The organism is Bacillus cereus group sp. Bc031, from assembly GCF_027716265.1.
In the GTDB taxonomy this organism is placed as follows: domain Bacteria; phylum Bacillota; class Bacilli; order Bacillales; family Bacillaceae_G; genus Bacillus_A; species Bacillus_A paranthracis.
Genome location: NZ_JAQFUL010000096.1, coordinates 1 through 17,031, shown reverse-complemented (window position 1 = coordinate 17,031; position 17,031 = coordinate 1). Strand labels below are relative to the sequence as shown.

Sequence of the window (17,031 nt, the reverse complement as noted above, 5' to 3'; positions counted from 1 at the left end):
TTTTCTCTCATTATACAAGAAAGACCCTATAGAATAGACTTTTTTTTAAGTGTCTATTCTATAGGGTACATTTTAATACGCCTCCTCCTTTTATTTACTTACGCCTTCTTAACGAATTGTGATTTTAACTTCATAGCTCCGAAACCGTCGATTTTGCAATCAATATCATGATCGCCATCAACTAGACGGATACTTTTTACTTTCGTACCGATCTTCACAACTGAAGAAGTTCCTTTTACTTTTAAATCTTTAATGACAGTAACAGCATCGCCGTCTTGAAGAACGTTTCCGTTCGCATCTTTTACAACTTTTGCACCATCATTATTTTCAGCTTCTGCTTCTTGGCCCCACTCATGAGCACACTCAGGACATACGAAAAGAACGCCATCCTCATACGTATATTCTGAATTACATTTTGGACAATTTGGTAAAGTAGCCATAAATTCATTTCCTCCGTTCATTATTTATACGTAAAAATCAAAATTGATGTTTACATCTCGATAAATAAAATTTGTATAGCATTTCTATATAGTGCCATAGTCTCACGTTATTGACAAGCCTACCTCAAATTCTCATTTTTTATTGTATTTTACAAAATTTCAATTCGTATGGTGTTTCCAAGTAAAAAAGAAGAACCTTCACAAGATCCTCCTTTTCAAAATGAACGAGTTCTGACTAGAACCCCCAACCATTTTCTTCAATATAAAATTGATACTCTTCTAGCTCATCTTCACTTAACTTCTTATTATTCTCATATACTTCTTGCCATTCAAAATAGTCTTCACTAAAATAAACAGCAAATTTAATTTTCACGTTTTTCTTCTCTGTATAATCATAACCAGTAAATTCTACTACATCATAATCTTGTTCTTTCTTCACAAACTTCCAAGTTGGATTATCCGTCATAATCTCTAAAGTCACCCCTTCACTACTTGAACGAACGACATTTTTAATATTCGGCTCAGTTGGTAAAAGTGAGAGTCCGAACATAGCTCCACCAAACATGATTCCAACTATAACCTGGAAACCAACCATACCAGCAAAACTAGCGCCACCCTTTGATTGTAAGTAATACGCCTTCTCATGATCTGGCATATCTTCTCCCTTATGTAATACACGAACAGCATGCTTATAATATAAACGGTTTCCTTGCCATCCAGTAAATATCATCGTTCCTAACTGAAGAACTAAACTACATGTTAAATAAATCCCATCTGGAATATCTATAAAAGGAGTTACAACGATACTAGGTACCGCCAATAACGTAAGTATAATAAACAACTTATACATTTTACGATAAGCTAACCAAAAAGTTGGGAAGAAAAAGGCTACCCAATTCCACGTATTCCCTTGCGCTGGATTTTCTACTTTGCCCCACTTAAAGTCATAATAAGCTGTATTCTTTTGAACAACTTTATGCAACTCTTGCGGAGAAATTTTTTCTTGTAAAACAGTGTCCTTCACGTACATCATCCTTTTCTCATATCTACATACGTGTATTTTATAGAAATAAAAAGAAGGAATCTAACAAAAAGGACATATATTTCATAAAAATGAACAGAAATCGAATATATTCCTACAATTTACCGTTTATTATTCCATTTTTCTTTTTAATATATTAGAATACTTATGAATGATAGGTTTAATACACTAAGTTAAGTATTTTGTATATTTGATAATGAAAAATGTTTCACATGAAACTATTTATATTTTGTATTACCTTGCCTCTACACAATGCGTGTAAAGCCCTTTCTACCTACTACAAAATAGAAAAGACGCCCTTTTCAAAAGGGCGTCTTTTTATAGTTGAAAATTTACTAATAAATAAAATGAATTGTTTAATACATGAATTCCAATTGGAACGAGTAAATTGTTTGTTTTCTTATAGATGTAGGCTAAACTTATGCCTATACCAAAAATATATAAAATACTCCCTACTGTAAGGGGATGCCCTAAAGTAAATATGAAAGCACTTATAACGGCACTACTAAGTGTAGAGAAGCGCTGAGATAATTTCATAAAAAACATACCTCGGAATACAAGCTCTTCCCAAATCGGCGCAAAAATCGTGAGTACAACTACATATAAAATGATTTCATTTTTAGTAGGCTCTATTACTATATTAGATTCCCCCACACGAAGCCCATGTGGTAAAACTAAATTTAATACCGCAAGATATATAAGCAGTACGATCATTGTCATTATTATTGTTACATAATGTTTTGAGTTATTGAATTGTATTGATTTTAGTAAATGCACACAGTAATTTCTTGCCGGTGCATACATTACAATAATCATACAAAACGTGAAGGGTGAAATGAGATGATTTACATACCACGGATATAATGAGAATTCATATAAAAAGTTCAAATAACCAATTCCGTACATTACCCCAAAAATAATTACTATCATGCTGATTACTTCTAACATACTCATTTGTACATTCTTTTCTTTATATGTAACTAATTCCGTGTCCACCATATCCCCTCCAGTATAATTAAACCTTTTAAACCATTATATACCAAATTAAACGTAAAAAAAGACAATACACTCAACTGTATTGTCCATTTTCTTCCCTACCATTTCTCTCTACACGTCTCAATTAAGTGCAGCAAATACCTCTTCGTCATATCTGCCCTTCTCCACCTTGAGAGCATTCTCTTTCCTTTTGGATTCTCCCGTATTCTCGCTACTTCTTTTAATAAAAGCTCCCACTCTTCCGCTGAATGTTCTAATAAGTATTGCAATCCTCTATCTTTTGAAACGATTGTTTTATGGTCTAGTGTATATAAAATACGCCCCATCGTAACGACCGCTGATTCTACCCATTCTTCTATAAAGAATACATATGGCTGCTTCGCCTTCCCGCTCCAGTACTGTTCTACGTTGTATTTCATCGTATTTACTACATCATCCCACCTTATTTCGAACGAAAGGTCTTCTGCTTCTTTCCCGCTCACTGTAATACCTTGATTTTTCAATGTCCACCATGTGACTGCATTAATATCCCAATGCCCTATATTCGCCTTACCATCTGCACAATACACGTACTCATTCATTTCATCATTGTATTTTCCTAAATCAGCAAGCGGAATATACATACCATCCATTCTTTTCCCTAACGTACTACCACTAAGTTTCTTATGAAGCTCTACAAGTTGCTGTTTTTCAGCTTCATTCACGGGATCACTTATTACCGTGACAAAATCAACATCGCTCGTTTCTGCATGAAATGCACCGAGTGCGATGGATCCGTAAATATACACCCCGACTATTTTTTCATCTAAAAAAATTTCTTTCAGTCCTACTATGTACTGCTCCATCAACTGCTCTACTTCTTTCGGTAACGCATGCTTTACTACATTCTCCACATCTATCCCTCCAATAAAAAAAGCCTTTGCAAATTCGCAAAGGCTTCCTGCTTTATAAATATTTCTCGATTTCTTCGTAAACATCCTTCAAACGAGGATTTCCTTCTCCAACAATTTCTCCATTTACAAGAACGACCGGATAAAATAAATCTTCCTCTACTACGCGCTCCGCGAATGCTTTTTTATCTTCATCTTCTTGTTCTTCTTGAAAATCAATATACTCGAAATTAAATTTATTTTCTTGTCCTTCATATTTACGACCAATCGCCGCTTGTAGCCACTCAAACGTTTCTGTTGAAGATGGCATTCCAACGCAGCTCGCACAAATTACTTTCGTCCCATACACTTGCACATTAACCATTTCTTCTCCCCCACTTCTTGTTCTGACAGTATATTCAGATGTCTTATTACATAAGCACATCATTTTACAAACTTATTCCATACCCCTATACTGAAAAAACACGTTGTAAACATGATAAAAAATTTCGGCAATAAAACAAGAACAGAAAAAATAGATTTTCCCCTCTATCTTGATTATAATAAAACTGATGAAAGGAGTCGATAAAAATGGAAAACCCACATATGCAAGAACAAGTACTAGAAGTATTAGATAAATTACGTCCATTCTTACTTCGCGATGGCGGAGACGTTGAATTAGTAGACATTGAAGAAGGTATCGTAAAATTACGCCTTATGGGTGCATGCGGAAGCTGCCCAAGTTCTACAATCACACTAAAAGCTGGTATCGAACGCGCATTACTTGAAGAAGTACCAGGCGTTATAGAAGTAGAACAAGTATTTTAATCTAAAAGCGGAAGCGGCTCGTTCAGAACAGGAGGTCATTGGAGCTCCTGACGAAGAGGCGCTTTTTGCCTCACAGGAAGGCGCGAAATGGCCGACTGTTCTAGCCACCGAACATTTTAGCCGCTAGAGCTAGATATTATCTAGCGGCTCGTTCAAAGCCACTTGCTAAAAGGAGACCAAATTTGGTCTCCTTTTTTTATACAAATCACATTTATCCGTTAACATCATAAAACAAAATTGGAAATCCTTCTCAAAAAATGCGATAATTGATACTATATAGTGAATCGTTCACACATATAAAGTAAAAAACATAGGGGGACGACACATGCCAAAAATGGGGAACACGTTTTTAACAATTCAAGAACTAGAAAAGAAAAAAGAGTATTTATTAGACCTTTCATCCGTTATACCGACATGGAATGCGAGCTATCAATTTTTATTTAAAGAAATCCAGCAAGAATTATTGAGTAAAGTAAATGAAAAAATCGAACAACATCAATTCATTTTAAATATATGTGCAGATCAACAGGTAGGGGCATAATGTATTACATACAATTGTGGTATATAAAAAAGAGACCTCAATCGGTCTCTTTTTTATACTTTTAAGACAGCCAATCTAATTTTCTAATCCCAAGCTTATCAACTGGTAAACGGAGTGAGCCATAAAAATGATTCATAAATTGCTCAGAGCGGTTCACATCGTGTAAAATGGCTTCTAAACGATCTCTATACATGCTTTTTTGTTCTTCGTTTCCTGTTTGGTAATATCGTTCGACTGTTTCAAAATAGTGAAGCGGGAACAGGAGCCTTGCAAATAATAGGCGCCACCCAAATGAGGATAGCGAATAATTCCGTTCATAATCTGTAACAAATTGAACGATTGTTTGCTCCCAGTCTTTCTTTTTTTCAATCATCATATAGCGGATTAATTCTGCTATATCTCGAGTTGGGTGATCATACACCCAATCAAAAGGAAGTTTGAGACGCTTCGTTTGATGCCATAATAAAGGTGTGAATCGTTCTTGGCAAATGGTTGCTGCATCCGTTAGTTGCGGTGTGTCATCCATTTCTGTATCAACAACATATTGAATGGCATTTTCCGCAACTCCTAAGTAATACGGGAAGGATTCAATAAACAATTGATCGAATACGTCTGTAGGGTGGTTCATCACTTGTGATTGCCAAAACTTTTCTAATTGATCGAGCCTTTTTTCCCATAATGCTTTCCATTCACCAATGCGGCTTAGTTGCTCAATTTCTTCTGGAAAGAATGCACCTCGTTTATGGAATATAGAAAGCTCACTTCCTAATGACATAGCATGTCGTTCTAACGCGCGCATACCTTTTAATAAGCAGTAATTTTGTTCTTCTATCTCACTTACATAGTAGCCGTGTATAGTCGGAACGAAAGTCGCTACAGTTATATCCCCTTGCTGGTTCATATAATCACTGAGCTTTTTCATCTCTACAAGTACTTCTTCCTCCATTTCTCCAATTGGAACAAGTACATAAATTTTGTTGCGAATCCAAAAGCTTTTATAGGGGCCAAGGGGGATTAATTCTTTAACATGCATATGATAATGCTCATAAATATGATGAATCATCGCAGTCGCCACCTATGGTTTTTCTTTATATATATGAGCTTGTGCTCGCCTTTCATTCCTATGCACATGATAAAGCAACGAAACGTATACAAATACTAAAAAGAAAAAAAGGTGATAAACATGAAAGAATCAAATCAACTACAAGAAAGAGCATTGCAACTATTACAAGAACGCGGTGTAACAATTGATGATATTGCTGAACTTGTTCATTTTCTTCAAAAAAAATATCATCCAAATTTAGAGATGTCAGAATGCCGTTATAACGTTGAGCGTGTATTATCAAAACGTGAAGTACAAAACGCACTGATTACAGGTATCGAACTCGATGTTCTCGCTGAAAAAGGCATGTTAAGTGAGCCGTTACAAGATATCGTAAAACGTGATGAAGGCTTATACGGAATTGATGAAGTGATCGCACTTTCTATCGTTAATGTGTACGGCTCTATCGGTTTCACAAACTTTGGATATATCGATAAATTAAAACCTGGTATTTTAGAATACTTAAATGATAAATCAACTGGAAAGGTGCATACATTCCTTGATGATATCGTTGGCGGAATCGCTGCCGCTGCTTCAAGCCGTTTAGCGCACAGAGCTGAGCATTCGGAATAATAAAATATGAAAGACCGTCAGTGTCATACTGACGGTCTTTCATATTCCATGAGCATAAATTCTCTTCCGCGGCTCAAAAAAATGGGCCCTTGCTGAAAACCTATGTTTTTATATAGCGTAATCGCTCTTGTATTAAATGTCGCTACACTAAGTCGAAACGTTTTCGGCCTAAATTCTTTAACAGCAAATGCTATGCCAACTTGAAAAAACATTTTTCCCAGCCCTTTCCCTGTTAACGCCGGCTTCATGCCAAGTCCGATATCAATTACATCTTCTCCACCATATAAATGGGCATCTCGTCCCCCTGGCACTTGTGCATTTTCTCCAAAACAAAAATAGCCGATAAACTCCCCATTATCGTCACAGCAGCCATAATACGTCCCATCTAATAATTCTTCTATTACTTCTTCTTCGCCTGAAAAACTATACAAATGATAAGGTTCTTCATACGTCCACGTATTTATCTCATTTGCTTCTTCTACCGTTAACTTATGTATATCCATCCTTCTCTCCCCTTATCAAATATTCTCTATATACTCATTCATTTTTCGTGCCTCATTTCCCTCTAATTGAAATATGCACAATTGCATACGCACGCCCACGGAACAAATGGTACAATTCATTTGAATCGCTGTTGCTACACTTCTTGATCAAAGAAAAGGCGTTAAAACGGATATTAGCGCCTTATCAAACTCAAGCAATTGGCACATTTTGTCATCTTGAAAGACACTCGAAAGAGTGTCTTTTTTTCTATACCTTACAAGGACTTACTCATTTCAAAGCATAAGCACATAAAATAATGTAACTCTTTACATGCATGAATTCTTTTCTAAAAGTTATGCAGTAGACTCAAAATAAAAAAGCACTCTTGGCTAGAGTGCTTTTTACTTTCAAATTAGGAGGTTACATATATGGATAGTACTCTCGTATTTAACTTCGGCATTGGTATTATCATTATTTTATTTGTTTTCTTTGTTCTTTGTATGAGTGGTGTGTAGAAAGACGATTTGAGGCGTCTTTTTATACATATGTATTACTTGACTTTCATAAAAGAAGTAACAATAATGGTTACAGATAAACCATTCACATATCACAAATAGGAGGAAGAACAATGAAACATGTAATCGTTTATGCACACCCAAATACAGAAAGCTTCAACCATGCGATTTTAGAAACGGTAAAAAGTGAATTAGAAGAAAAAGGTCATGAAGTACGCGTTCGCGATCTATATGAATTAAACTTCAATCCAGTATTAGGCGCTTCCGATTTCATCTCATTTTCTCAAGGAAACACACCAGCAGATATTAAAGAAGAGCAAGAGCATATCTCTTGGGCTGATAGCATTACATTTATTTATCCAGTTTGGTGGGCGGGACTTCCTGCTATTTTAAAAGGATACGTTGACCGTGTATTTAGCCACGGCTTCGCTTATGCTTACGGTGAAAATGGCATCGAGAAGTTATTAAGCGGTAAAAAAGGATTATTATTATCTACAATGGGAAATACGAAAGAGGCATACACAGCAGGCGGTATGTTTGACGCAATGAAAAAAACAGCTGATGTTGGTATTTTTGAATTTACAGGTATTGAAACAATTGAGCATACATTCTATACAAGTGTTCCTTCTGTAGATGATAGTGTGCGTAAACAATATCTTGAAGAGGTTAAAGATGTTGTGAATCGTGCATTTTAAATAAAATTATATCAGCGATTTTTTTAATATATCAGCGCAACTCAGATTATATCGGCGATTTTCTAATTATATCGACTTACAGACAAAAAACGACACTATTCACAACTGAATATTAGAAAAAAAGCTGCTCCAAAGTTTGGAACAGCTTTCTTCATTACATCTTCTCAATCCACTCCGTCAAGTTATGCACAACTTGCGTCGGTTGAACTTCGTATTCTGTTAACTTCTCCACAGTTGTGACTCCAGTGTGGACAAGAAGCGTATGCATACCAGCATTGATTCCTGCTAAAATGTCTGTATCGTAGTTATCCCCAACCATTAAGGCTTCATTCTTTTCTATGCCAAGCACTTTTAAAGCTTGTTCCATAATGATTGATTCTGGTTTTCCGATAAAGATTGGATCCACACCTGTTGATACTGCTACAACTGATGTTAATGAACCGTTACCTGGTAATAATCCGCGCTCAGTCGGAATGGCAATGTCTCCATTTGTAGAAATAAACGTTGCGCCGTTACGCACAGCAAGACAAGCTTTTGCTAACTTTTCATATGTGATGTCACGATCTAAACCGACAACAACGAAATCAGGATTTTCATCCACAAGTTCAAATCCTTTTTCCACAAGCGCATCATGTAAGCCTTCTTCACCAATCATATATACAGTTGCGTCTTGTTTACGTTCGTAAATGAAGTTTGCTGTTGCCATACTCGTTGTGAATACTTGCTCTGCTTTCGCTGGAATATCGAAACGAACAAGTTTTTCTGCCACTTGTTCTGGTTTACGAGTTGAGTTATTCGTAACGAATAAATATGGAATGCCGCGCTCTCCTAATGCTTTTACGAAGTCGCTCGCTTCTTCAATTTGTTCTTCTCCGCGATACATTGTACCGTCTAAGTCAATTAAGTAACCTTTATACATCGATTATGTCTCTCCTTCTATGCTAACGTTCTCACCTTATCATACCACTCTTATATTACCCGCTTTTTACAAAGAAAAAAACGCTTTACCTTAAAGCGCCCCATAACGTTCATTTTTTCTCTTTTATTTGATAAGAACAACTACAATCGCCCTCGCACATGTTTGCTAGCGTCTTTACATCTGCTCCTGCAAATAAACGCTTATACATTTCTTTTTCATCTTCACACACTTGCGGGAATCTCTCGGCAATTTCCTTTAACGGACAGTTTTGCTTTTCAATTACGAAAGAATTCTCTCCGTCTCTCTTAATTTGAACCATATAACCATTTTTCTCTTGCATAGCCGCTATCTCTTGCACTTTATATGCTAAATTCTTTTGATTACTCACTCGCTTTTGCAACTGTTCTTCCATTCGCTTCGTTCGCTCTTTTAAAACGTAACGAAGTATTTTTTCATCGCCCATTCGAGCTAAATCTTCTAGTATATCAATCGCAAATTGCTTATACTCCTTCGGGAATGTATCTTCTCCCTTTTCGCTTAATCCATACAAATAAGTTGGTCTTCCGACATGTTGCCTTACCATCTTGGAATAGATGAAACCATCTTTCTCAAGATTACTTAAGTGTCTTCGGATCGCCATTTCTGTAATCTCTAAAACTTCAGCTAGTTCCGCTACCGTGTGCTCTCCCTTTACTTTCAACAATTGGATAATTTCATCTTTCGTCGTACGTGCTTCCCCCATGCTTCACCCTTCTCCCTCACATACAATATAAGATCCCCAAAAAGGTAACTTGGGGATCTTATAAGCATAATTATTCTGGTACAAATGCAGATACAGGTCCTAATTCCTTTTCTAAATAACTGCGAATATTGGCTGGGTATTTCTCTACCACTGCAATATGTTTTTGAATCGTCTTATATAATTCATCATGATTCATTTGAATATAATCTTGCGTAAGCATTTTTCGAAGAAGGATAATTCTTTTCATCCCTTGTCCATCTTCTGCACTTATCACTCGCTCGTCCATTAAAATATCAATAATATCTTCATAGCTTCCTGGATCGCGCATAATAAATCCATCAATCATCGCATTCCCTACATCTAATACAGAATCAATCATTAGATGCGCTATGCGTTCTAATGCGTAAAATTCAAACTCGGTTTCATATATCTTTTTCTCTTGAAATGTACTTGTTGCTCGTTCTAAACATACTAGCATTTGTTCTATTTTCTTTCTGTCTACAAAATACATGAATGTCACCTACCTGGAAATTAAAGCATTTACATTTTAATTGTAACGCTTTCTTCTGAAAAAATCGACAATTTTTCGAATTCACCTTTTCCCCGTAATTTGTTATAGTTATATTTGTATGATTTTTGAAATTGGAGGAATGGAATCTTGGAACGTGAACTCGCACTAGAAATTGTCCGTGTAACAGAAGCAGCAGCATTAGCATCCGCACAGTGGATGGGCCGCGGAAAGAAAAATGAAGCAGATGATGCAGCAACTACAGCAATGCGTGATATGTTCGATTCAGTAAACATGGCAGGTACAGTTGTAATTGGTGAAGGAGAACTTGATGAAGCACCGATGTTATATATTGGTGAAGAACTAGGAACAGGTAACGGTCCAGAAGTAGACATCGCCGTTGACCCATTAGAAGGTACAAACATCGTTGCAAAAGGTCTTGCAAACGCAATGGCAGTTATCGCAATCGCAGATAAAGGAAACCTTCTTCATGCTCCTGATATGTACATGGAAAAAATCGCGGTTGGTCCAAAAGCAGCTGGTAAAATTAGCTTAGATGATCCAATTGAAAAAACAATTGAAATTGTAGCGGAAGCTAACAATAAAAAGATTCGCGATCTAACAGTTATCGTTCAAGAACGTGAACGTCATCAAGATATTATCGATCGTGTTCGTGCAAAAGGTGCACGCGTAAAATTATTTGGTGACGGTGATGTTGGTGCGTCAATCGCAACAGCACTACCTGGAACTGGTATTGATTTATTCGTAGGTATTGGCGGAGCTCCAGAAGGCGTTATTTCTGCAGCAGCATTAAAATGCCTTGAAGGTGAAATGCAAGCTCGCTTAGTTCCAATGAACGAAGAAGAAGAAGCTCGTTGTCGTGAAATGGGATTAGAAGACCCTCGTCAACTTCTAATGCTAGAAGACTTAGTGTCTGGTGATGATGCAATCTTCTCAGCAACTGGTGTATCTGCTGGTGAGTTATTAGACGGCGTGAAATTCCTAGGCGGAGATTTAGCTGAAACATACTCTATCGTAATGCGTTACAAAACAAGAACGGTACGATTCATTAAAACGCATCACCATTTAGATCATAAGCCACACTTAAACTTAGATATTTAATAAAAGGAGCCATGTGTATGGAAGAACGTTTCTTTCTGTACGACGACACTGTCGCTACAAAAACTCGTTTCGTTAGCTTTATGGGAGAAAATGAGCGTCATGATTTAGCGCTACTATACTCCGATCGTCATTACGGTAAAACAATTGTCCTTGATATGCAGCGTAATAAATTTGCAATCATCGGCGCCGACGATTTAAACGAACCAGGCTACTTAGAGCACGCATTTTCTATGACTGAAGAAATTGCAGAAGAACTACGCTCATTTTTATTTGAACTTATATAATTTATCTTAGGCACCAGCTTTTAGCTGGTGTTTTTCCACTTTAAGTATTTTGAATTTTCAATTATCTGTGTTATAATGAAGAATAAATCTATTTGGATAGAAAGGACGTTATCTACGTATGCCAACATTTACTTTGTAATGGACCAGCAATTGGATAGCATTACTCTCAAAAAAGCACCACGCTTTTTCAAGGGAGTAGTCTGCCCATTCCCATTACAAAGGAACGTATTGCATCTGTAGTATGATGTTTACGGAGGTTCCTCTTTACGGGAACCTCCTTTTATTTTTGTCTTTTTCTCATGTCTTCATACTACAAGGCATCCAAATAGCTGTATTACGTTCCTTTACCACTACTATAAGAGGTGAAGGAAAATGCAAAAAGTACAACTTTCTTGGAGTTTATATGAAAACGAGCAAAACACAATCGAAAAGTATTGTAAAAATTGCAGACGCACTACCCTATTTACCGACACAAATATTCGTAGGCATAACGCCAACGGAAAAAACATATACCGCTTTGCCATTTATAAATGTCCGAAAGATCATACGTGGAATCAAAAATTGCATATTTATAAATCATATACTGACCACGTTGAAACAGTCGATATGACGCAGGAAGATCAAATAGAAGCAACTACTACTACCATTTCCATTACACAGCATAAAGAAAGTGGTATAGCTGAAATTACGATTGTATTAGACCTTGTTTTCGGTTCTCACCGGATGGATAAAGCATTATCCACATATATTTCCGACTGGAGCCGTACACGCATTGTGGATAAAATTAAAAACGGGGATATTCAATTGAACGGACAACAAATGAAACCAAATACAATACTTTCTGAAGGCGATCGTATCTCGATTTGTTTATAAATGAGAATATGCAAAAAATCCTCTTACAATTGTAAGAGGATTTTTTTATTTCTTCACTTTTCGTAATACGAAGTGTGCACAACCAAAGTTACAGTACTCGTATAAATACTCCGATAACGTACTAATTTTCGTATCATATGTCGCACGCTGGTTACTATCATCAAAGAATCCGCGCAATCTAAGTTGCTCATAACCCCAGTCCCCAACGATGTAATCATATTTATTTAAAATTTCTGCATAGCGCTCTTTAAATGCTTCTTCACTAAAACCGTCACGAAAGTTTTTAATTACTTCGTACTGCACATTATTAATGCTCACCGTAGCATGAATCTCCTGCTTTTGCTCCATCATTAACTTCCTCTCTAAGCATTCTTCTTTTTATCGTATCACAAAGCATACCAACCAACAATTTCAAATACAAAAAATTGAAAATTAGTGCATGCTATGGAGAAGGAGGTGATACATCGTGAAAAAACAAATTATACTTTCTCTCCTCACTCTTTCCTTATTCGCAGGCTGCCAACCAACGAATAAAGCCGAAATGGAACGTGAAGAAGGAAGTCGTGTTCTTGTTTCCAACAAAAATGACATGTATCATACGGAAAATACAAATACACGATTAACGAGAGTCGGCTATTCATCTAAACAAAAGCATGAAGTATCTAATAAACAAGTAGGAGCCATTAACCGTGAGAAAGTTGCTGAAATGATTGCAAGCATGACAGTCAAACTTCCTGACGTTACAAACGCTGCTACGCTCGTTACAGACGATGAAGTATTTGTTGTATACCGTGCAAACACAACGGATCCGAAACTCGTAGCGGATCAAGTATATAGAGCTGCTTTGTCCATCGTCCCTCGCTATTATAAAGCATATGTATCAACAGACCAAAAGTTGATTTCTCAAATTCAAGGGCTTCAATCTGGCGCATTAAATGATACAGAATATACGCAAAGCCTCGATATGTTAAAACGTGAAATGAGTAAAAATCCTCATTTGAACAATACAGGGGATCAGACTTTAAATGATATGATAAAAAAATAAAGAAGGTGGAGAAAACCTCCATCTTCTTTATTTTTTACTATTTCTTACGATTTGCGTAAACCTCCATCGCATCACACATAAACTGAGCTAATCCTTCACCAAACTTATCGATATTTTTCGTAAAGCGCTCATCAGCGACGTACATTTGACCAAGTCCTTTAAAAGCATCTAATGAATATTCACCGAATTTTTGCAAGTAATTGTACCATACTCCAATTGCTTCTTGTGCCTCTTTAGAATCTGGTGCCCCGTGTCTAAGCGCCGCTAAGTTTCTGTAAATCGTATTAAACTCTTCTTGGTTTTCTTTAGACATACCTTTCGCATATTCATTCGCTTTATCTACAGCTCTGTCTCCCCATCTTTCACGCGCTTCTTCTTCGTACGGATTATGGCTGAAATCGAAGCCTTCAAATTTCTCTTTATTCGTCATTTCAATCTCTCCTTTTGTATGCTGAATTGTTTTATCAATCGTCGCAATCACTTTATCTAACCTATCCCGCTTTTCAAGAAGCATTTTCTTATGAAGCTGTAATGCTTCTTCCCGGTCAAATGATGGACTCATGATAATTTCTTTAATTTTTTTCAAAGGGAAGCCTAATTCTTTAAAAAATAAAATTTGCTGCAGCGTCTCTAAATTTTCATTGGAATACAGACGATATCCAGACTCTGTCGTCTCATCTGGGGTTAACAACCCAATTTCATCGTAATGATGCAGTGTGCGCACACTAATTCCAACTAAATTAGCTACTTCTTTTACCTTCATTGCCATGTGTATCTCCCCCTTAATACATACGATAAAGTATGACGCAACGTTAGAGTCAATAAGTAAATTCATTTTCTTTATAAAATATTTCATGCATAATAGATATGTACATATATTAGAAAGCGGTGAAAATATGGTTTCAAATACTGTAATTGCCAGCATCATCTTTCAACTCATTGTCTCGATTCTGGTCCCAATTATTGTACTCGTTTATTTCCGTAAAAAATATAATATAAATTGGAAAGTGGTCGGCGTTGGTGTTCTTATCTTTATCGGATTTACCCAAATTCTCGAAACACCATTCCACCTATTTATGCGCGGTAATCCAGCAATCGCTCCAATTTTAGAAAATCCATTTGTTTTCGCACTTTATGGCGGACTAACTGCTGGTATATTTGAAGAATTAGGACGCTTCGTTGCCTTCTTCTTCCTACTAAAAAAATATCAAGAATATAAAGATGGCTTCGCTTACGGAATCGGTCACGGCGGAATTGAATCCATTTTAGTTGGCGGATTCTCTGCATTCCAAGCACTTATATTTGCGAATTCAATTAACAACGGTAGCTTCGCCCAGATGGTCGAAAAAATGCCAGAACTAAGCCGCCTACAAGACATGTTAATTCAGCAACCTGCCTACTTATACTTCCTTGGCAGCTTAGAAAGAATTATGGCACTCGTGCTGCAAATCGCCTTTACAATGCTTGTTTTATACGCAGTAAAACAGAAGAAGTATATCTTCCTTGTGTACGCTATACTATTCCACGCACTTGTAGACTTCTTCGCGGCACTTTACCAAACGAAAACAATTAACATCTTTGTTGCAGAAGGAATCACCCTTCTCTTCACAATTGGCGCTATCATTCTTATTCGTAAAATGAAAGAGAAATTAATGAGTGTGCCAAAGTAAAAATAACCCGCCTGTTGGTGGGTTATTTTTTATAAAGATTATCATAGCGATGATAACTTTTACCGCTTTGTAGCTCCTTCTTTGTTTCTGCATCTATAACGATGTACTTGTGTAACTCTTCTACTTCATTTTGAGAAAAGGAAGCGAAAAAATAAACTTGGCGATCAGGGTGAATAAAAGAATCTTGAAGCACTACTTCACCCCGACAACCCGCGGCTGTTTTTTGTAAAAAGGAATATTCTTCGTCGGGTACTTCTTTAAATAAAATCTTTTTTCGAACACTATACGCTGCATTATTGTATTCTTTATACATTTTCTTATCTAACTGTTCGTAAAACACATCTTCGCTCACAAATGGCTTATTTCGATTACTTGGATAATCTAACTTTTGATTGGATTGTGCATATGTTGTGGACATTTGCGTAAGAAAACAAATCATGAATACGAGACATATCATTTTTTTCATACTGGCACCTCAATTTTCATTATCCACATTACTTTTCCATATCTATAAATCAATATGCCGTTTCCAATAAAAAGGAATTTTTTCCGCATTTGTCGAAGTATATAGCGTCAACTTGAAAGATGGGGATGAATTATGAAGAAAATCATTGTAATACGACATTGTTCAGCCGCTGGACAAGAACGTCATGCCGAATTAACGACCGATGGAAAAAAACAAGCAAACACCCTTGCTACATTCCTTTTAGAAAACCAACTACAAATAGATCATATTATTTCAAGCCCATTTGTGCGAGCTATCGATTCTATTCGGCCCTATGCACTCCAAGCTAATTTGTCTATCCAAGAAGATGAACGATTAGCTGAACGCATATTAAGCGACGTTTCAATGGACGATTGGATGCAAAAACTAGAATCTACTTTTACAAATATAGATATTGCCTTTTCAGGCGGAGAGTCAACAAAACAAGCAACGGACCGTGCTATATCGCTTATCGAAGACGTTTTAAAATTAAACCATACTACAATATTACTCGTTACACATGGAAACTTACTTACGCTCATTTTAAAGCACTTTGATCATACGATCGGCTTTCATGAATGGAGAGCTTTAACGAATCCTGATATGTACGAAATTACAATTAATGAACAATGTAGCCTAAAACGATTATGGAAAGCACCGTCCAAGTAATATCTCTTTCCAACACATTCAGTTGACGCCACGAGAAGAAACTGTACTAATAATAGAAAGGGGTATCACTCCATATGTACGAAGATGTACTTGCTTTACTACATAAAACAAATGTTTCTTATGAAAAATTCGAACACGAACCGGTACTCGATTATGAGACAGATCGGATCGTACGCGAGAGGCTTGGCTTACAAGGTACTCCAAGTAAAAGCTTATTTTTAAAATCAAAGGCTGGAGATTATTACGTATTTTTCACGTTAGAGGGCACAAGGCTTAACCGCGGAGAGATGAAAGAACTAACAGGAGAACGCTTATCTCTCTGTTCCGCTGATGAACTGCGAGACAAAACTGGTTGTACGCCAGGATGTGTAGCTCCTTTCGGGTATTCACACGATGTAACAATTATTGTGGATAACGCTATTTATACGTACGATAAAATTTTAATTACACCTGGTGTACCTGAATTTACAATTGAATTATCCACAGAAGAATTAAAAAAGATTTTATTAACATGCCCAAATACTGTTTTGGAGTACAAACAAAAAGAGAGCTAATCTAATCCGTACCCTTTGTAAAGGACATTTTAAAAAAAGTTAGGCGGCATCAAGAAGATGATTTCTGTATTCAACAG

24 protein-coding genes are annotated in these 17,031 nt (G+C 36.5%); 11 read left to right on the top strand and 13 right to left on the bottom strand.

The features are described 5' to 3' along the window. Positions 1 to 98: 98 nt before the first annotated feature. The 5 genes from phnA to PDQ33_RS24845 all read right to left on the bottom strand — a co-directional run bounded on the left by phnA (position 99) and on the right by PDQ33_RS24845 (position 3,732). Complete coding sequence (gene phnA / locus PDQ33_RS24865; protein WP_000212737.1) at positions 99 to 440, bottom strand: alkylphosphonate utilization operon protein PhnA; 342 nt, start codon at positions 438 to 440, stop codon at positions 99 to 101. Between the two features lie 235 nt (positions 441 to 675). Continuing rightward, complete coding sequence (locus PDQ33_RS24860; RefSeq protein ID WP_061131745.1) at positions 676 to 1,470, bottom strand: DUF2628 domain-containing protein; 795 nt, start codon at positions 1,468 to 1,470, stop codon at positions 676 to 678. Between the two features lie 330 nt (positions 1,471 to 1,800). Beyond that, positions 1,801 to 2,478 (bottom strand): CPBP family intramembrane glutamic endopeptidase, encoded by a 678-nt coding sequence (locus PDQ33_RS24855; protein WP_270394865.1) that lies wholly within the window; start codon positions 2,476 to 2,478, stop codon positions 1,801 to 1,803. 98 nt (positions 2,479 to 2,576) lie between these two features. Next, positions 2,577 to 3,371, bottom strand: coding sequence for a nucleotidyltransferase domain-containing protein (locus PDQ33_RS24850; protein ID WP_270394867.1), 795 nt, complete (start codon positions 3,369 to 3,371; stop codon positions 2,577 to 2,579). A gap of 52 nt (positions 3,372 to 3,423) precedes the next feature. After that, a complete protein-coding gene (locus PDQ33_RS24845; protein WP_000248590.1) occupies positions 3,424 to 3,732 on the bottom strand; it encodes a YuzD family protein in 309 nt (102 codons plus the stop codon). 206 nt (positions 3,733 to 3,938) lie between these two features. On the opposite strand from PDQ33_RS24845, the gene PDQ33_RS24840 reads away from it, so the two are divergent. Both PDQ33_RS24840 and PDQ33_RS24835 read left to right on the top strand, forming a co-directional pair. Further along, complete coding sequence (locus PDQ33_RS24840) at positions 3,939 to 4,175, top strand: NifU family protein (protein ID WP_000431159.1); 237 nt, start codon at positions 3,939 to 3,941, stop codon at positions 4,173 to 4,175. 325 nt (positions 4,176 to 4,500) lie between these two features. Then, the gene (locus tag PDQ33_RS24835; protein ID WP_001125488.1) at positions 4,501 to 4,716 is read left to right on the top strand and encodes a hypothetical protein; all 216 of its coding nucleotides are present in this window, start codon (positions 4,501 to 4,503) and stop codon (positions 4,714 to 4,716) included. A gap of 61 nt (positions 4,717 to 4,777) precedes the next feature. Here the strand turns inward: PDQ33_RS24835 and yutH are convergent, their stop codons facing one another. Continuing rightward, positions 4,778 to 5,779 carry a spore coat putative kinase YutH gene (gene yutH / locus PDQ33_RS24830; protein WP_270756785.1) on the bottom strand — a complete coding sequence of 334 codons (1,002 nt, stop codon included), beginning with the start codon at positions 5,777 to 5,779 and terminating at the stop codon, positions 4,778 to 4,780. Positions 5,780 to 5,899: 120 nt separating this feature from the next. On the opposite strand from yutH, the gene PDQ33_RS24825 reads away from it, so the two are divergent. After that, a complete protein-coding gene (locus tag PDQ33_RS24825) occupies positions 5,900 to 6,391 on the top strand; it encodes a phosphatidylglycerophosphatase A family protein (protein ID WP_000665103.1) in 492 nt (163 codons plus the stop codon). A 23-nt stretch (positions 6,392 to 6,414) separates the two neighbouring features. On the opposite strand, the gene PDQ33_RS24820 is transcribed toward PDQ33_RS24825, so the two are convergent. Continuing rightward, a complete protein-coding gene (locus PDQ33_RS24820; protein ID WP_000351171.1) occupies positions 6,415 to 6,894 on the bottom strand; it encodes a GNAT family N-acetyltransferase in 480 nt (159 codons plus the stop codon). A gap of 608 nt (positions 6,895 to 7,502) precedes the next feature. Here PDQ33_RS24820 and PDQ33_RS24815 point away from each other — a divergent pair. Further along, entirely contained in the window at positions 7,503 to 8,084 is a 582-nt protein-coding gene (locus tag PDQ33_RS24815; RefSeq protein ID WP_000683422.1) for an NAD(P)H-dependent oxidoreductase, read from the top strand. A 154-nt stretch (positions 8,085 to 8,238) separates the two neighbouring features. Here the strand turns inward: PDQ33_RS24815 and PDQ33_RS24810 are convergent, their stop codons facing one another. The 3 genes from PDQ33_RS24810 to PDQ33_RS24800 form a co-directional block, all read right to left on the bottom strand. After that, positions 8,239 to 9,003, bottom strand: coding sequence for a TIGR01457 family HAD-type hydrolase (locus tag PDQ33_RS24810; RefSeq protein ID WP_000276467.1), 765 nt, complete (start codon positions 9,001 to 9,003; stop codon positions 8,239 to 8,241). 109 nt (positions 9,004 to 9,112) lie between these two features. Then, the gene (locus PDQ33_RS24805; protein WP_071729366.1) at positions 9,113 to 9,745 is read right to left on the bottom strand and encodes a helix-turn-helix transcriptional regulator; all 633 of its coding nucleotides are present in this window, start codon (positions 9,743 to 9,745) and stop codon (positions 9,113 to 9,115) included. Between the two features lie 70 nt (positions 9,746 to 9,815). Next, complete coding sequence (locus tag PDQ33_RS24800) at positions 9,816 to 10,256, bottom strand: DUF86 domain-containing protein (RefSeq protein ID WP_270394872.1); 441 nt, start codon at positions 10,254 to 10,256, stop codon at positions 9,816 to 9,818. Positions 10,257 to 10,403: 147 nt separating this feature from the next. On the opposite strand from PDQ33_RS24800, the gene glpX reads away from it, so the two are divergent. From glpX to PDQ33_RS24785, 3 genes are all read left to right on the top strand, one after another. Next, positions 10,404 to 11,375: a class II fructose-bisphosphatase gene (gene glpX, locus PDQ33_RS24795; protein WP_000439091.1), complete on the top strand. Its 972-nt coding sequence runs from the start codon at positions 10,404 to 10,406 to the stop codon at positions 11,373 to 11,375. A gap of 17 nt (positions 11,376 to 11,392) precedes the next feature. Beyond that, positions 11,393 to 11,659: a DUF3055 domain-containing protein gene (locus tag PDQ33_RS24790; RefSeq protein WP_000392606.1), complete on the top strand. Its 267-nt coding sequence runs from the start codon at positions 11,393 to 11,395 to the stop codon at positions 11,657 to 11,659. Between the two features lie 372 nt (positions 11,660 to 12,031). Beyond that, entirely contained in the window at positions 12,032 to 12,532 is a 501-nt protein-coding gene (locus PDQ33_RS24785) for a hypothetical protein (protein WP_061131751.1), read from the top strand. Positions 12,533 to 12,577: 45 nt separating this feature from the next. On the opposite strand, the gene PDQ33_RS24780 is transcribed toward PDQ33_RS24785, so the two are convergent. Beyond that, positions 12,578 to 12,880: a YutD family protein gene (locus PDQ33_RS24780; RefSeq protein ID WP_000435941.1), complete on the bottom strand. Its 303-nt coding sequence runs from the start codon at positions 12,878 to 12,880 to the stop codon at positions 12,578 to 12,580. A 118-nt stretch (positions 12,881 to 12,998) separates the two neighbouring features. Here PDQ33_RS24780 and PDQ33_RS24775 point away from each other — a divergent pair, with 118 nt between their 5' ends. After that, positions 12,999 to 13,577, top strand: a complete 579-nt coding sequence (locus PDQ33_RS24775; protein ID WP_270756792.1) for a YhcN/YlaJ family sporulation lipoprotein — start codon at positions 12,999 to 13,001, stop codon at positions 13,575 to 13,577. Between the two features lie 37 nt (positions 13,578 to 13,614). Here the strand turns inward: PDQ33_RS24775 and PDQ33_RS24770 are convergent, their stop codons facing one another. Continuing rightward, the gene (locus PDQ33_RS24770; RefSeq protein ID WP_061131752.1) at positions 13,615 to 14,346 is read right to left on the bottom strand and encodes a MerR family transcriptional regulator; all 732 of its coding nucleotides are present in this window, start codon (positions 14,344 to 14,346) and stop codon (positions 13,615 to 13,617) included. Positions 14,347 to 14,431: 85 nt separating this feature from the next. Between PDQ33_RS24770 and PDQ33_RS24765 the strand changes: the two genes are divergently transcribed. Further along, positions 14,432 to 15,247 (top strand): YhfC family intramembrane metalloprotease, encoded by an 816-nt coding sequence (locus PDQ33_RS24765; protein WP_002163480.1) that lies wholly within the window; start codon positions 14,432 to 14,434, stop codon positions 15,245 to 15,247. A 22-nt stretch (positions 15,248 to 15,269) separates the two neighbouring features. Here the strand turns inward: PDQ33_RS24765 and PDQ33_RS24760 are convergent, their stop codons facing one another. Next, positions 15,270 to 15,713 carry a hypothetical protein gene (locus PDQ33_RS24760; protein ID WP_061131753.1) on the bottom strand — a complete coding sequence of 148 codons (444 nt, stop codon included), beginning with the start codon at positions 15,711 to 15,713 and terminating at the stop codon, positions 15,270 to 15,272. A gap of 132 nt (positions 15,714 to 15,845) precedes the next feature. On the opposite strand from PDQ33_RS24760, the gene PDQ33_RS24755 reads away from it, so the two are divergent. Both PDQ33_RS24755 and PDQ33_RS24750 read left to right on the top strand, forming a co-directional pair. Beyond that, positions 15,846 to 16,400, top strand: coding sequence for a histidine phosphatase family protein (locus tag PDQ33_RS24755; RefSeq protein ID WP_061131754.1), 555 nt, complete (start codon positions 15,846 to 15,848; stop codon positions 16,398 to 16,400). 74 nt (positions 16,401 to 16,474) lie between these two features. Then, the gene (locus PDQ33_RS24750; RefSeq protein WP_061131755.1) at positions 16,475 to 16,954 is read left to right on the top strand and encodes a YbaK/EbsC family protein; all 480 of its coding nucleotides are present in this window, start codon (positions 16,475 to 16,477) and stop codon (positions 16,952 to 16,954) included. Positions 16,955 to 17,031: the final 77 nt, after the last annotated feature.